Source organism: Malonomonas rubra (assembly GCF_003247215.1).
Taxonomy (GTDB): domain Bacteria; phylum Desulfobacterota; class Desulfuromonadia; order Desulfuromonadales; family Geopsychrobacteraceae; genus Malonomonas; species Malonomonas rubra_A.
This window is the reverse complement of sequence record NZ_QKAP01000075.1, coordinates 1-15,543: the sequence shown is the minus strand read 5'-3', so window position 1 is coordinate 15,543 and position 15,543 is coordinate 1. Positions and strand designations below refer to the sequence as shown.

The 15,543-nt window shown below is 48.4% G+C and carries 11 protein-coding genes and 3 tRNA genes; 1 reads left to right on the top strand and 13 read right to left on the bottom strand.

The features are described from left to right. Positions 1 to 840 precede the first annotated feature (840 nt). The 9 genes from Q7J88_RS07925 to Q7J88_RS07885 form a co-directional block, all read right to left on the bottom strand. Positions 841 to 916, bottom strand: a tRNA-Gly gene (locus tag Q7J88_RS07925). A 37-nt stretch (positions 917 to 953) separates the two neighbouring features. After that, positions 954 to 2,240 carry a hypothetical protein gene (locus Q7J88_RS07920; RefSeq protein ID WP_303721632.1) on the bottom strand — a complete coding sequence of 429 codons (1,287 nt, stop codon included), beginning with the start codon at positions 2,238 to 2,240 and terminating at the stop codon, positions 954 to 956. Between the two features lie 304 nt (positions 2,241 to 2,544). After that, the gene (locus tag Q7J88_RS07915) at positions 2,545 to 3,513 is read right to left on the bottom strand and encodes a hypothetical protein (protein ID WP_303721631.1); all 969 of its coding nucleotides are present in this window, start codon (positions 3,511 to 3,513) and stop codon (positions 2,545 to 2,547) included. 204 nt (positions 3,514 to 3,717) lie between these two features. Beyond that, a tRNA-Gln gene (locus Q7J88_RS07910) sits at positions 3,718 to 3,792 on the bottom strand. Between the two features lie 162 nt (positions 3,793 to 3,954). Continuing rightward, a complete protein-coding gene (locus Q7J88_RS07905) occupies positions 3,955 to 5,145 on the bottom strand; it encodes an amino acid aminotransferase (protein ID WP_303721630.1) in 1,191 nt (396 codons plus the stop codon). Positions 5,146 to 5,283: 138 nt separating this feature from the next. After that, entirely contained in the window at positions 5,284 to 8,388 is a 3,105-nt protein-coding gene (locus tag Q7J88_RS07900; RefSeq protein WP_303721629.1) for an efflux RND transporter permease subunit, read from the bottom strand. Between the two features lie 3 nt (positions 8,389 to 8,391). Beyond that, a complete protein-coding gene (locus Q7J88_RS07895; RefSeq protein WP_303721628.1) occupies positions 8,392 to 9,462 on the bottom strand; it encodes an efflux RND transporter periplasmic adaptor subunit in 1,071 nt (356 codons plus the stop codon). Beyond that, a complete protein-coding gene (locus tag Q7J88_RS07890; protein WP_303721627.1) occupies positions 9,449 to 10,888 on the bottom strand; it encodes a TolC family protein in 1,440 nt (479 codons plus the stop codon). The genes Q7J88_RS07895 and Q7J88_RS07890 overlap by 14 nt, the downstream gene beginning before the upstream one ends. Before the next feature lie 101 nt (positions 10,889 to 10,989). Next, positions 10,990 to 11,589 (bottom strand): TetR/AcrR family transcriptional regulator, encoded by a 600-nt coding sequence (locus Q7J88_RS07885; RefSeq protein ID WP_303721626.1) that lies wholly within the window; start codon positions 11,587 to 11,589, stop codon positions 10,990 to 10,992. A 172-nt stretch (positions 11,590 to 11,761) separates the two neighbouring features. Between Q7J88_RS07885 and Q7J88_RS07880 the strand changes: the two genes are divergently transcribed. Beyond that, a complete protein-coding gene (locus Q7J88_RS07880) occupies positions 11,762 to 12,136 on the top strand; it encodes a PilZ domain-containing protein (RefSeq protein ID WP_303721625.1) in 375 nt (124 codons plus the stop codon). A gap of 58 nt (positions 12,137 to 12,194) precedes the next feature. Here the strand turns inward: Q7J88_RS07880 and gltX are convergent, their stop codons facing one another. From gltX to Q7J88_RS07860, 4 genes are all read right to left on the bottom strand, one after another. Then, positions 12,195 to 13,589 (bottom strand): glutamate--tRNA ligase, encoded by a 1,395-nt coding sequence (gene gltX, locus Q7J88_RS07875; RefSeq protein WP_303721624.1) that lies wholly within the window; start codon positions 13,587 to 13,589, stop codon positions 12,195 to 12,197. 87 nt (positions 13,590 to 13,676) lie between these two features. Next, on the bottom strand, positions 13,677 to 14,480 hold the full coding sequence (amrB, locus tag Q7J88_RS07870) for an AmmeMemoRadiSam system protein B (protein ID WP_303721623.1): 804 nt from the start codon (positions 14,478 to 14,480) through the stop codon (positions 13,677 to 13,679). Between the two features lie 10 nt (positions 14,481 to 14,490). Next, entirely contained in the window at positions 14,491 to 15,306 is an 816-nt protein-coding gene (locus Q7J88_RS07865; protein ID WP_303721622.1) for a sulfite exporter TauE/SafE family protein, read from the bottom strand. Positions 15,307 to 15,361: 55 nt separating this feature from the next. Further along, positions 15,362 to 15,435 (bottom strand) — tRNA-Cys (locus Q7J88_RS07860). Positions 15,436 to 15,543 lie beyond the last annotated feature (108 nt).

Genomic DNA, 15,543 nt, shown 5'->3' with positions numbered 1-15,543 from the left:
CGTCATTGTCGTAATGGGCTACCCCTCCACTTGTGCCAAACTGCCCCGCTTCGGAAGCCAACACCTGGCTTTGAAGACTCGTTGTCCATAAAATAGCAACCGCCAAAACCAAAAATCCCAAATGTTTCGTTCTTTGGTTCATGAATCCTCCCTTTACTATGAAGAGATGGGCCAATACGGCTATGGCCCATATTCCACTTGAAGCCATCAAGCTTCACCCGGTCTGTCTAAGGCAATATTCAATACGCCATTATGTTTTTTTAGTAACAATAACTGATGCTCTTGGAAAAGAAGGCCTATATCCATTAACAGGCTATTTCGTTACCAAAATTTTATTGGCCCATTAAAGCTAGCAGGAAAAAAACACTATTCAAGAAAGTACATGGTATTTTAGTATCATATTTAACATGTCTTTAATGGTTGGTCTAGAGAGACTAAATTCGACTGTTAGCCGTCAGAGCATGTGAGACAGAATTGAGCTAAAAACTAAGAGACACTCCGAGGTAAACTTATTACTCAAAGGAGTGTGTCATGAGCAAGAAGAACTCAACCGAATCGGTCGTTCGAGAAATCCGCAGAAAAACCCGCAAGAAATACTCTTCTGAAGAAAAGGTCTCATGGGACACAATGATAAGAAAATGATTTTTGAGGTTTACGCGAAAGGCCAAAAAGGGCTGAACAAGGATAAGGGGGGAATCCTCACTTGTGTAGGAAAAGATTATTTGGAATACTACGGAGGTTCGCGCTATCAAGACGAGAAATGGTGCGCTTAAGTGAAAGTACCGGTGAAAAAGAACCTATCGTTGAACGAAAAGGTCAATCTTCACCGGCACTTAAAACTGGAGCGGGAAACGGGATTCGAACCCGCGACTCTCAGCTTGGGAAGCTGATACTCTACCAACTGAGTTATTCCCGCATGCGTCGCGAAGTATAGAGAGTGGTCTTTGTTTTTGTCAATCAGATATTTTGCTTTTCAACCAAATAATGGCGTCCTCTGGGGAGTGGATTCCACCAGAAAGTTCTTCCTGTTTGATTCGCTTCTGCCATTGGCCAATCTCTTTGCCAAATTGCTGCAAAATATCTTCAATTTGATGGCCATCCAACAGATCCGGAACCTTGCCAAGGCATTGATTCTGGTGGTAGGCCTCGAGTAAGTCGTGGACCTTTCCTTTCTGCAATATCTGGAGACTGATTGACCAATAAATCATCTGTTCTGCTGGAAAGTGACCGAGCAGCTCAACGAGCAATGCTTTTTGCCGAGGAGTTTCCACCTGTTCAACAAGTTTAAACCATTGCTTATCTGGTGCCTGCTGCAGACATTGCACGATCCGCTGATGCGGCCTGCTTAAGCGTAACTTTTCATGAAGCAAGGCAGGCAAGTTATCCGGCTGATAATGGCGGATAAAAGTCGCCAACATAAATAAAGCTCTCGTACTGAAGCTATTGCCAAGGGTCGGTTCGTCACTCTCCTCCTCTGAATAATCAACGATCCGCGAATTAAATTCCCTTAGTTCATGAAACGAATGGTCAGCGTTCCAGCTTGCACTTGGCTTACCAAACAACTCATACAACAAACCGCATTTATGTAATTTTTCCAGCCCGAGAACTGGAGTTTCGGACTGCAGAATCCGTCCAAGTTCGTCATGTATCCGCTCTCCGGCAACAGCTTGGATAGCGGACGCTTCATCTTGTATTTGTTGAATTGCTTCATCGCTTAAATTCATCTGCAGCGAGACGGCATGCCGGACACCTTTAAGCATCCGCAGAGGATCATCAGCGATGCTTCGTGATGAGCAGAACTTCAAGGTGCATTGTTCGAGATCTTGTAGACCATGAAGAGGATCAAGAATTGTCTGACAGGCAAGCTCGCCATTAAAGGGCAAGGCAAAAGAATTGATGGTAAAGTCGCGCAGGCATTGATCTCCGCGAATCGTGCTGGCCCGTAACGGTGTAAAGTCCACCGTCAGTTGATTCGGCAGCAGCACCCTGCTCTGCAGACGATCTCTGTCCAACCAAAACCAACGCCCACTGCACAGTTGTGCCCATTGTTGAGCAAGTTCCGTAGGGTCACCTTCAACAGCAACGTCAACATCAAAAATCGGTCGGCACAGCAAAAGGTCACGTAAACAACCTCCTACCAGCCAAGCATTCCTTTTCTGCTCTTCAATCAGCTGGCGGAGTTTTATCAACTCACCATGATTTTCGAAAAGATTGTTAAGGCGGTGTTTAAAACTTTCCATTTCCCCTCCCGAATGAAATATGCTTTATCCAATCATAACTGTAAAAACCAAAAGTTTCCCATTCAGCCGGCCAGCATTTCTGGGCAATTATCCATACACATCAGCGGAGTGGTTAGAAATATTAATAAATTCAATTAGGTTCGAAAAACATCCTAGTTTCGCTGGTTGTCATCAGCAGGCGCTCCTGCCGACTCGGAGGTTGTTTTGGTCACATTTCTTTTGCTTCGATTGACTAAGCTCAAAATAATGAAAATTACGCTACTGACCAGCAGAATCAACAGAACATCTGCAAAGATCTCAACTCTCATTTTACCCTCTCATTCGCATCCAGCAAACGATCAAGTGCCTCACGAGCCGCTTCATGCTGCGGAGCCAACTCCAAGACTTTGTTGTACGACTCAAATGCGGCAGCCAGTTCCTCGGTTTTCTCACGGCACAAACCGAGGAAGTAGAAAAATTCCGGATTCGGCAATTCGCATAGCAGAGTCCCCTCCTCTTCCAACCGTTCCATTATAATACAAGCTTCGGCATACTCCTCAATATGATAATGTTCCATAGCAGCCCCGATCGCTTCCAGCTTTTCAATCAGGGGTTGTTCAGGCATTTGCTCTGTTTCAATCCGCTCGATCCGTTTTAGCAATTCACTCTTCGATTCGCCTTCCTCCAACTTGTCGGCAATAATTCGCCAATAAAGCTTGGCCTGCGGATAAGCACCTGTGAAATAGCAGATCTGTGCCAAATAATTGAGGTTGCCGATTTCGTCCGGTTGCAGACGGCGGGCTTTCTCCAGCCATTGTCGAGCTGCGGCCATTTCCCTGCGGACATTTATCAGTTCTGAATAAATCATTGACAGTTCAAAATAAGCGATGCCGATTCTTTGTAGCAGGCCAAAGTTCTCCGGTTCGACCAGCGCCAAAATTTTCATCAGATTAATTTTTCGCCGGATGTATGGTGGATCAACTTCCTTCGCCTCAAGCATGATGATTTGCGAGCCGATATCCGCAAAATAAAAAGAATATGCTGTTTTGAGAATTTGAGCATATTTATCTGCTTTCGGGCAGTCTGGAAAACGACGAAGATAATCGTAAATCCCCTCACCGATCATTTTTTCACTTGGCTGTGGAGATTTTTTCAAGGCATTGTTGTGAACCGGTAGCAGAATTTGTGGAACCACAATTTCTTCATTGTCGGGTCCGGTTGTCAGAGTCATCCCATCCGGTGGCAGCCAAAAACTGTATTCCGTCGGGTCGAGCGGTTGTTCAACATTTTTCATCGGCATATCCTTAAACACATCTGTTTCATTATTGAAGTAGAGAATCTAACGGAAAACCGCTATTGAAAGCAACTGATGGTGAATGTTTTGTTGATATTTGCAGCTCGAAAAAACAAAAAGGATGAAGCAGAAGCTCCATCCTTTTTGATGCTACCCCTCAGGATAGCTTTATCTTTGAAAACAGGAACCAGCCTGTAATTTTAGTGGCTGGGGCACCAGGATTCGAACCTGGGAATGCCGGAATCAAAATCCGGTGCCTTACCGCTTGGCGATGCCCCAACGAAACGAAGCCGAATTTCTAACAGAGATCAATTGCATCGTCAAGAAAAAAACTTTTCCAAGCAAGATTTGCAGCTTTTATTCATTGGTTCTGTATAGTTACGAAAAAGGCCTGCCATGAAATCCATGGCAGGCCCAATCGATTCAGAATGCAGCAAAGAGCTAGAGGACAGCTTTAATCGCTTCGCAGAGGCGATCCATGTTGTCAGGGGTCATGCCGGCAACATTGATCCGACCTGATCCAACAATGTAAATGGAAAATTCTTCCCGCAGTCGATCAACTTGCTCCTTGGTCAGCCCTGAGAAGCTGAACATGCCCCGCTGTTCGATAATCGAGGAAAAGTCCTGGGTCACCCCCTTGTCCTTCAATGTATTTACAAACAGGTGGCGCATATCGTTGATCCGGTTACGAATCTCAGCAACTTCTTCCAGCCACTTCGTCCGCAGGGACTTATCGCTTAGAACGGTAGCGACGATCTGTCCACCGTGCGACGGTGGATTTGAATAGTTGTAGCGGATCCGCAGCTTGACTTGGCTCATCACGACACCAGCTTGTTCGGCATTGTCGGCAACAATAGTCAGCGCACCGGTTCTTTCTCGATAGAGGCCGAAATTTTTCGAGAAACTCGAGCAGACAAACATCTGCTTGACCTTCTTGGTCAACTCCAGCAGTCCGGCACGATCCTCTTCAATGCCAACCCCAAGACCTTGATAGGCGAAATCGACAAGCGGAACAACCCCTTGTTCGGCAAGCAGATCACCGATCTGGGACCACTGTTCCGGTGTGGGATCGATACCGGTCGGGTTGTGGCAACAACCGTGCAGCAGAATTACATCACCACGTGGAATGGTCTTGATTGATTCGCACATCGCGTCGAAATCGAGACCATTGGAAGCCGGATCACGATAAGCATACTGCTTGCAGTTAACGCCTGCGGCCTGGAAAATCGTATTGTGGTTCGCCCAGGTCGGGTTGCTCAGCCAAAGGCTGGCTCCAGGGTGCTGGTTCGCCAAGTAGTCACCCGCAACCCGAAGCGCACCGGTCCCACCAGGACACTGAGCGGTTGCCGCACGCTTACTGCCGATAATTTCGTGCCCTTCGCCAAATAACAGCTCCTGAACTCGGGCACAGTAAACAGGCTCACCGGTCATCGGCAGGTAACCTTTGGAATTTTCTTGCTCCAGAATACGTTTTTCCGCTTCTTTAACCGTTTCAAGTACCGGGGTCTTTCCTTGCGCATCTTGATATACGCCGACAGAAAGGTTGATCTTGTCCGGATTCGGATCAGCCTTGAACAACTCGGTCAGACCGAGAATCGGATCAGCCGGTGCGGTTTGTACATTCTCGAACATACCAGTTAGCCTTTCATATATTTGGGGTTGATGGGAACGTGGCAAGTTAACCAGGAAGCTTCACAACCTACTGAATCGCCCCATAATCAAATAGTGATTTTGCAGACATCTTCTACCTCAAGCCCCAGCCCTTGTCAATTAAGAGTTGTGCACTTTTGGTCGCCAAAATTTTGCCCGCGCCGACTCCGCCAAAGAATAAAGAACCGGGACGACCACCAGGGTCAGCAGGGTCGCAAAAGCGAGGCCGAAAATGACCGCCACAGCCATCGGTCCCCACCAATCAGCTGATTCTCCGCCGATCTCCCAGGTCAGGGTCTTAAAGTCATAGCTGACCCCAATTGCCATTGGCAAAAGTCCCAAAATCGTCGTCACTGCCGTTAACAGGACAGGACGGAAACGAACAGTGCCGGCACGGATCAGGGCAGCATTTAATTCCATCCCCTCTTTCAGTAATTGATTGATGTAATCGATCAACACTATGGCGTTATTAACCACCACCCCCGCTAGAGAAATGACACCGATTCCGGTCATGATAATCCCGAAAGGGGTTACCGTAATCATAAGACCGAGAAAGACCCCGGTCAGCGACAAAACAATCGAGGTCATGACGATCAGGGTCTGTAGAACCGAGTTGAACTGAGTGATCAACACTAGCATGATCAGCAAGATGGCGCTGACAAAGGCTTTAGAAAGAAACGCGGCAGCCTTCTGTTGTTCCTCCTGCTCACCGGAATAATTGACCTGATAACCAGACGGTAGCTCCAACCCCTTCAGGCGGTCCTGCACCTCCAGCAAAACCTCATTGCTGTTTCGGCCGAATGTGTCGGCAGAAATGGTCACCACCCGCTTCTGATCGATATGACGGATCGAGCCGAAACCGGCACTCAAGCGGATATCGGCGATCGTCGACAACGGCACAGGTGAACCGTCCGGGGCAGGAACCAGAAGATTTTCAATATCGGCAACAGAAGTACGACGATCTTCTGGCATCCGCGCAATGATGTCGTACTCATCCTCTCCATCACGGTAAACGCCCAATTTAGTTCCGCTGATGGCCGCCTTCACCATCTCAGAGATTTCGGCAGTAGACAAATTCAGCAGGCTGGCCTTTTCCCGATCGACATCGATGCGGATTTCAGGCTTCGCCTTAGCGAAATCATCCTTTAAATCGACCAACCCCTGAGTGTCCTTAATCAAGTCGCGTGCTTTTGCCACAAGTTGGTCAAGAGTATCGATTTTTTCTCCGCTGATCTCCACGCTGACCGGTGGCCCGGTTGGCGGCCCTTCCTTCTGTTTTTCAACCTTGAACTCTGCTCCAGACATGGGTGCGACCAGATTCCGTAAGTGATCGAGCACATCCCGGGAATCTTCCGCCCGTTTTTCACGTTCAAGAAAATCGATGGTTATTTTGCTCAAGTTCGACTGAACGCTTTCACCACCCCCCTGGTCATTGCCGGACACACCGACTTCAGTAACCACATATCGGGCATCCGGTTCCTTCAGTGCGTATTCTTCGACCTTTTGCGCCATCGCGTTACTGGTATCCAGATTGGTTCCCTCTGGGGCCTTGATCTCAACAAACGCCCGGTTCGGTTCAATATCTGGAAATAGTTCAACACCATGGCCGAGAACAGCGTAAGCACCGATTATGCCGATCAAGAGGAGGAAAGAGCCCAACACTACCAGAAGACGATGCTGTAATGCCCAGGCGAGCGAACTGCCATAAAACCGGATGATCTTTGCCGGCTCCCGTTCGGTGAGATCGGCCTTTTTGCCAAGCGACATGAAATGCCCACAAAGGGTCGGGTTAATGACCAGGGCGACAAACAGCGACGCTGACAGGGTGATGATCAGGGTGATCGGCAGATATTTCATGAATTCGCCCATAATCCCGGGCCAGAATGTCATCGGGAAAAAGGCGCACAGAGTGGTTAAGGTTGAGCTGATAATCGGCCAACCGACTTCGGCGGCTGCGATTTTTGCTGATTCGATAGCAGCTTTCCCCTCCTGCATATGGCGATAGATGTTTTCGACGATGACAATCGCGTTGTCGACCAACATCCCCAGTGCCAAAATCAGACTGAACAGCACAACCATGTTGAGGGTGATGCCGAGCAACTGCAGCACAGCAAAAGAGAGCAACATCGAAAAAGGAATGGCCAGTGCGGCAAAGATCGAATTGCGGAAGCCGAGAAAAAGGAACAATACAGTCACCACCAGAATCAGTCCGGTAATAATATTATTCTCCAACTCCGACACCATCCGCCGGATGTCTTTCGACTGGTTAAGCGTGATTGACAAATCGATGCCCGGCGGCGTTTGCGTGTCAGCGATTTTCAAAAGCGCGAACACCCGGTCGGCAACCTCAATGATATTGGCGCCAGTACGCTTTTTAATCGCCAGTGATACACTCTGCTTTCCATCCAAACGTGCTCGACTGGTTCGATCTTCAAAGGTGTCGATGATTCTAGCCACGTCTTTGAAATAAATAACCCGGCCATCCCGTTCAGTCAGGACCAAGTGGTCAATTTCAGCCGGGTCGGTGAACTCCCCTGGAATCCGCAGAAGATATTTTCCTTGGCCAATATCGATACTGCCGCCCGGGATATTGACGTTTTCCTTACGAATAGCCTGAATTACCTCGGTCAGGGATATGCGGTAGGCGAACAAACGATCCGGGTCGAATTCAACCCTAATTTCGCGCTCGCGACCGCCGGTGATGACCACATCGAGCACACCTGGGATCTGTTCGATCCGGTCTTCAAGTTCCTCGCCCACTGCTTTTAAAATGGTTTCGTCAACCGGTCCGGATACCGCAACCATCAGGATCGGGAATTCCGACATGTTAATTTCGAGGATCGACGGATCGTTCTCCAAGTCGGTCGGCAGATCCCCTTTGGCCTGATCGACCTTGTCGCGAACCCACTGCAGGGCATTATCGATATCGACATCCGGGGTAAACTCGATGGTAATCATCGACGAGCCTTCGGCACTGACCGAGCGGATTTCTTCGACGCTTTTCAGCCCTTTCAGCTTACGTTCGATCGGATGGGTGATCAAACTTTCAATGTCACTGGACGACACACCTTCGTATGGCGTCACAACCAACACATAGGGGATAGTGATGTCCGGCGTCGACTCACGCGGCAAAACTATGTAGCTGTAAATGCCGACCACCACGATGATCAACATCAGCGCGAACACGGTACTGCGCCGATCGATGGAAACATTGGAAATCAGCATCGGCTACAACTCCTCGGGAGCAATCTTGGCACCGTCGATCAACAATTGCTGCCCTTTGACGATTAATCTCTGCCCAGCCTGCAGCCCTGACTTGATCACAACCCGTTGATCGACTGAGCTGCCTATCTCAACATTAAGCTGTTTCGCCACACCGTTTTCCACGACAAAAACAGATTTCTTGCCTTCGCGATCGAGTACCGCATACAAAGGTACGGAAATCACCTGCTGTAATTGCTGCCGGACAAAGCGAGCGCGTACGATCATTCCGGGCCGAAGGGTGCCTGCCGAGTTGTCGATCACAATTTTCGCACGATAAGTACGTGTCATTTCATTTGCAGAATAGGCAATATGTTCAATAGTCCCTTTGAGAGAGGAAGGCTCTCGGTCGTTAATCGTGGCAGTGATAATGTCTACCGCTTGGCCGACTTTTAAATACAAAACATCTTTTTCCGGGATATCGGCAATCGCCTTCAACTTATCGATCTGAACCAGTCGCAGCAGCGGCTTACCGGAATCGACATATTCGCCTCGATCAACGTAGTGCAGATCGACGATGCCGCTTATCGGTGCTTTCGGATAGCACTTGTCCAGCTGTATGCGGGTGGCTTTAAGCGTCATGTCGGCAGCTGTGACCAGATTGTCTAGTTCATCCAGTTCCTGATCACTGACCAGGCCTTCGGCGGACAATTCCCGGTAACGTTCCAGCTTTCGTTTATTTACAGCGTAATTCTCTTCATCACGAGCGAGGTTGCTTTTCACCCGTTCCGCATCGATCTCGAGCATTACCTCCCCTTTTTTTACCCGCTGACCCTCTTCGAAGTTTATTCTGTTGACCGGACCAGCAATCTCAGCGGAAATAACCAAATCCTCCCATGCCTCCAATCCTGCCGGCAGGGTGAAGGTTTCCAGAAGGTCGCTCGCTTTGACAATCTCGTAGGAAACCGGCACCACCTTTTCCGGTCGCTCAATCGTTGCATTTGCTTCAGGACCATCGTTATTTTCACAGCCTGCTAACAGAAAAAGGAAGAGAAATCCCAAAGACGTCAAAACTGTCCGGTAACTACATGATCTCACGAGAATTCTCCTCTACTTGCTGAGAAAGTACTATATTGTACTGTTCCAGATTAATGCCACGAGTAAAGTTCAACTGAGCCAGAGAAGCATAGTATTGAACTAAGGCATTGATCCGGCCGATTTCGGCGTTGATCATATTATCCTGAAAGGAAATAACCCGGAAGGTATCTGAGAGGCCTTCCTGTTGACGCCGTTGCTCCTGATGTAAAGACAGCTTGGCAAGTTTTTCAAAGCGTGCAGCAATCTTGACCTGCTCTACCGCCCGTTGCAGGTTTGTTACCTGCTGCTGAAGCTGGCTCCGTAGTTCCGTCTTCAAATCTTGTTGTTGGTAGGTGGACTGCCTGTGCAGCAAATTCGCCTGCTGAAGATTGGCTTTCGCCAGGCGATTTCCGAGAGGAACTGAAAACTGCATCCCAGCGCTCCAATAGTATCCATCCGCTTCTGCAGCACCGGAAAGAGAATCCCCCCAAGCTCCTGCATACCGTGTCGGTGTTGAGGGATCACGCTCATCGCCCGACAAACCGTTCAAGCCGGCCTGAAGGTTCAAATCCAGCTGGGGTTTCAGTTGATTCTGATAAAAGTCCTGTTGGATTTCCGCATTCAGTGTGTCGATAGCAGCCAACTGCAGGTTAAGATTTTTATCCTGTGCAGCGTTAAACAACTGTCCGAATTCGGGTAAATCCGCTGCCACCTGATCTGTGGCAAATGAATATAACTGCTGCTCACCTAACCGCTGAGTTAAAGAATGATTCAGCAACCGATTCAAATTTTCGAAGTTCAGTTCTTTCGACTGTAAAGCCAAAGAAAGGTTCAATTCCCGATTCGCCAAGGCGGTTTCCGCCTCCTGAACTTCGGAAACCGGGATGACTCCGGTATCAAACCGACGCTTGTTCGCGGTATATAGCTCTTCGGCAAGAGCTACCGCTTCCGTTCGCAAATCAACAATTTCCTTCTGGCCTGCATACTGCGTGGCCAACAACTCAATTTGCAGTGCCAATGTTTGTGCCTGCAGTTGATGTTGTAGATCGGCCTGATTGCGTTGATTCCGCGCAATCCTTAACGTACTGGTGTTGGTCTTTTCACCAAAATCACGGAATAAGGGTTGCGTTAGGTTGATTTCCAGGCCGCTACGATAACTAGGATCAAGCGCATTGGTTGTGTCGTTGTTCTCCAGCCAGTCAGTGTTTATTGCCAGTTCAGCCAATAAGCCAGATTTAAACTTTTTCCGTAACCCTGCCTGGGCACTTAAGGCATTACTTTCACTACTTTCCAGCAAGCTAAGCGTCGAAGCGATTGGGGTGGTCATTTCAGAATATCCGGCGAACGCAAATAACTCGGGATCAAACCTTGCTACGTTCGACTCAACGACAGTCGAAGCAATTGGAATGTTCAATTTCTCTATCTGGAAACCGATATTCTTTTCCAAACCAATGATGATCAGTTCTCTGACGCTGGTTGGCATCTGTTCGGCAGCGTGACAGGGTAAAGCCAGCAACATTGCCAAAAACCAGGCCATCAATAATCTTCTCATCGTGCGACCCCTTCCAATACCTGAGAAAAAAGCGTACGCATGGCAGATTCTATTTCCTCAGTGGTTTCAGCGTAACCGCCGTACCAACCCGCTAGCACCCCAAGATAAAGTGAATAAAAGTGAACCGAGAGAAGAAAGAGATCCTGATTATCGGCCAACACCCCTCTTTGTTGAGCAGCTAAAAAAAGTTCCTCTAAAAAATCAAAATAGCGCTGATTATGCTCTTTTGCTTTTTCATTCACTTCTCTAGGGAAAACCATCTCCTGTAATAACTGCCTGCCGAACTCATGGTTGTGTGTAACAAAATTAAACTTCAGCAAAAAAAACTCGATCAACTGATCGAGCAGGCTAACATTTTCGTGCCGTGTTTTTTTTAAATTTGAAAAAGCCTCTTCAAGTTCATCGTCGCAGTAATACATGAAGATATCGCTCTTTGCTGAAAAATAAGTATAAACCGTTGCCTTGCCAATCCCAGCGACTCGGGCAATATCTTCGATACTGGTTTTGTCGAATCCTTTTTCCGAAAAAAGTTGTATTGCTGCTGTAATTATCGCTTTTCGCGTTTCCGCTTTTTTCTGTTCTCTTAGACCCGCCATAATAACCTCCATAAACTCGAATCGGGTCGAGTTTAGCAGTCACCAAGCAAATGTCAATAAAATCTCGAATCCGGTCGAGAATATTTAAAAAGTGCTTTTTATTTAAGGTTTGCAATAGATATAACGATGAAATACTATGAGATGATATATGCTAATTAAATAGGGGGAAGGAATGAATTCTGCAATAAATGATAAAGAAACCTCTCAAGCAGATCATCGCCAGAATCTGCGGGCCCCTCTGATCATTCAGAAAATTCAGGTTGAATCAGATAGACCGGTTTTTTTCGGTTACAGCAAAAACCTCAGTCGCAGCGGTTTGTTTATTGCGACAACCAACCCGATCGATCCAGGAGTGCAGCTTGATCTGGAAATTCCTCTACCATTTCCGACGAGCGAGACACTCCGCTGCCGTTGTGAAGTGGTTTGGAGACGTCCATTGGGCAAACATTTGCCGTTTGAACCAGGCATGGGCCTAAAATTTATCGACATGCCAGAAGATGTCGCTCGGCGAATTGACGACTGGATAAAAAGCCAAATCAACGCATAAAGAAAAGACCGGTCGTTGACGCCGGTCTTTTCTTTATGCCTAAGGACTGATTCCAAATTTAGAGAGAATCAATGGCTTGTTTGATCCGAGACAACGACCTGTCCTTCCCCAGCACCTGCAAAACTTCATAAATGCTTGGACTTGCAGTACCGCCAGTCAGGGCCACCCGCAGCGGCTGAGCAATCTTTCCAAACTTTAACTCTGTTACTTCCATAATCTTGGCGAAAGCTGATTCAAGCTGATCTTCGATGAACTCAGGACACTTCTCCAACTCTGCTAGTAGGGTTTCAAAAACCGGCTTCTGTTCCGGCCTTAAAAACTTACTCTGTGCTTTCTCTTCATAGCTCACCGAATCGACAAAATAGAAGGCTGCACCTTCAGCCATTTCGATCAGCGTCGAAGCCCGCTCCTGCAGACTCTTCACTGCAGCGACAAGATTCGGGCCATCCTCGGTTGAAATCCCCTTGCTGGCGAGAAACGGTTTCAACAGCTCGGCCAAGCGCACGGCATCACCTGTTTTGATGTAATGACTGTTCAGCCAGAGTAATTTCTCCGGATTAAAGACACCGGCAGAACGACCGACGTTTTCAATGCTGAACTTCTCAATCAAATCATCCATGCTGAAGATCTCTTCATCGCCGAACGACCAACCGAGCCGCACCAGGTAGTTGACCATCGCTTCTGGTAGATAGCCCATCTCCTGATACGCCATCACCGAGGTCGCTCCGTGACGTTTGGAAAGACGCTTCTTATCGGAACCGAGGATCATCGGTACGTGAGCAAATTCCGGCACCGGGTAGCCAAGGGCTTCATAGAGCAGGATCTGGCGCGGGGTATTGTTGACATGGTCGTCACCGCGGATAACAAGGTTGATACCCATTTCGGCATCGTCAATAACCACCACCAAGTTGTAGGTCGGGGTACCATCAGTGCGAGCGATGACCAGGTCGTCCAACTCTTCATGACGGACAGTGATCGCCCCTTTGATTTTATCAACGAAAGTGGTCTCTTCTTTGTCCTCAGGAAGTTTAAAACGGATGACGTTTGGCATATCCGGCTGATCGCTACGGTTGCGACAGGTGCCATCGTACTTCGGCTTGCGCCCTTCCTTCATCGCCGCTTCCCGTTTGGCGTCCAGTTCTTCCTGAGTGCAATAGCAACGGTAGGCTTTGCCTTCCTGCAGCAGCTGTTCGACTTTCTGTTTATAGAGGTCAAAACGTTCCGACTGATAGAAAGGTCCTTCGTCACACGAAAGCCCCAACCATTCCATCGCATCAAGGATCGCATCAACTGATTCCTGAGTGGAACGAGCAACGTCGGTATCTTCGATTCTCAGCACATATGTGCCCCCTTGTTTTTTTGCCAGCAGGTAGTTGAACAGGGCGGTACGCGCGCCACCGATATGCAGATAACCGGTCGGGCTAGGGGCAAAACGAACACGCAGATCGGACATTTATATCTCCTTATTTTAAACAATAAAAGACCGCAACAGCGGCCTTTTATACAGCTTTTATTCCAATCAAATCAAGTAATTTAACCGTCAATCAATCATCAGGCCTGCGTAACCGACTACCCGGTTGTTGTCGCCATTCACCATCCCCGAATGAGCATATCTTACCAACCGACAGGAAGCTGCTCCCAGGTCTTTTGCCGCGTGCATAACCACCACGGCTGGCAGCACACCGCACATGCTGATACGGTTTTCCATGACGGTTTTATAAAGGCCTTCAGGATCGTAGCCTGTCATTTCATTTATCGCCAGCGAATCGAGTTTTTGAGTCGTGTCCGCATCGAGAAAGTGATTCATGTCACTGCTTGCCAGCAACAGAACCTCTTGCTTCTGTCGTTGCAAAACGGCAGCAATGGATTTTCCGAGCTGGGCAGCATCCTCATAACGCAGCGAACGCAATGAAATTGGCACAATGCTTAAATGAGGTTGTCTGCATTGCAGAAATGGCAACATCACTTCCAAAGAATGTTCCAACTGATGAGCACGGTCATCAATCACCAGCCCTTGCACCGCCGCACAAAGTTTATCACGCAAATCTGCAGCAATCGGCACGGTGCCGAAAGGCATCTCCCAACCGTCAGCGCCAGTCACAGCGATATCATGGCCGGCGCCATGGTGATTCGGACCCAGCAGTACCACGGTCTGCGGTATTTGCGTGCCGGCAAATAATTCCCCTGCAACAGCACCGGAATAAATATATCCGGCATGCGGAACGATGAGTGCCTTAACTTTTTGGGGTGGAATCTTACTAGAGAGCAACTGGTCCAGATCATGCTTCAAACGGATGGGGTCCGCCTGGTAAAAACTTCCGGCTACGGCAGGTTGACGAATCATGGCGCCTCCTTTATCCGCTAAACAGTATCCTTAGCCCGATCAATACCAACAATACAGCAAAATACTTGATCAGGTTCTTCTGGCTGGTTCGAGTGGCGAACTTTACCCCGAGACGAGCAAAAACCATCGACACCGGGGCAACGACAGTTGCTACTAAAACATTAACATATCCGAGTGACATTGGCGCTGTTTCCGGTTGCTGCAGACCATGCAGGACATAACCGATTGTACCGGCAAAAGAAGACACAACGATCAGGGCGCTCGAGTTGCCAACCGCTAAATGGATCGGCAGCTGCATGATGATCAACATTATCGGCACCGCAACAACCCCGCCGCCGACGCCGAAAAAGGCAGAAAACATACCCCCAGCCACTCCGACCCAAAAGGATTGGTGCCATGGAACAGGGTCAGTTCTTTCCGGCGGCAGATACGGATGAAAAAATATCAATTTAAGAGCAACCACGATCTGCAAAATACCGAAGACAAGTTTTAGATGCTGCCCAGGGATATATGCAGCAGCGGTTGAGCCGATCAAGGCACCCAAGGAACCACCAATAGCCAAAGAGCCAACGATTTGCCAATCGACGTTGCCCCGTTTCCGATGCCCGAGCGTGCTGCTGAATGCGGTTGGAATTATAATCGCGAGGCTGGTGCCGAACGCCATGTGGACGACAATCGATGCAGGAAAGTTAACTAAAGGGAAAAGCCAGAGAAATAACGGAACCAGAATCACTCCGCCGCCGATGCCGAGTAGCCCGGCAAGAAAACCTGCGAAGGCTCCGAACAAGAAGATCAGTGTGATGACTTCCGGCGAAAGCAGTTCCATATGCACAATTGAAAAAAAAGAGCGCCAGCCGTTATTGACTGGCGCTCTGGATTTTTGGAGGCCCCGCCCAGATTCGAACTGGGGATAAAGGTGTTGCAGACCTCTGCCTTACCACTTGGCGACGGGGCCGATCATGCCGTATTGACGTGCGCATTGAAGTACCAAATCAGATCAGGAGTGTCAAGAAAATAAATCACTTAACCTTATCAATTTTGATTTCCAACTGTCGATCAACCT

What these genes read in the sequence shown, in the direction of transcription:
- Q7J88_RS07880 (WP_303721625.1), top strand. Translation starts at nt 11,762, where the DNA reads ATGAATTCTGCAATAAATGATAAAGAAACCTCTCAAGCAGATCATCGC.
- Q7J88_RS07920 (WP_303721632.1), bottom strand. Translation starts at nt 2,240, where the DNA reads ATGGAAAGTTTTAAACACCGCCTTAACAATCTTTTCGAAAATCATGGT.
- Q7J88_RS07905 (WP_303721630.1), bottom strand. Translation starts at nt 5,145, where the DNA reads ATGTTCGAGAATGTACAAACCGCACCGGCTGATCCGATTCTCGGTCTG.
- Q7J88_RS07865 (WP_303721622.1), bottom strand. Translation starts at nt 15,306, where the DNA reads ATGGAACTGCTTTCGCCGGAAGTCATCACACTGATCTTCTTGTTCGGA.
- amrB (WP_303721623.1), bottom strand. Translation starts at nt 14,480, where the DNA reads ATGATTCGTCAACCTGCCGTAGCCGGAAGTTTTTACCAGGCGGACCCC.
- Q7J88_RS07900 (WP_303721629.1), bottom strand. Translation starts at nt 8,388, where the DNA reads ATGCTGATTTCCAATGTTTCCATCGATCGGCGCAGTACCGTGTTCGCG.
- Q7J88_RS07885 (WP_303721626.1), bottom strand. Translation starts at nt 11,589, where the DNA reads ATGGCGGGTCTAAGAGAACAGAAAAAAGCGGAAACGCGAAAAGCGATA.
- gltX (WP_303721624.1), bottom strand. Translation starts at nt 13,589, where the DNA reads ATGTCCGATCTGCGTGTTCGTTTTGCCCCTAGCCCGACCGGTTATCTG.
- Q7J88_RS07915 (WP_303721631.1), bottom strand. Translation starts at nt 3,513, where the DNA reads ATGAAAAATGTTGAACAACCGCTCGACCCGACGGAATACAGTTTTTGG.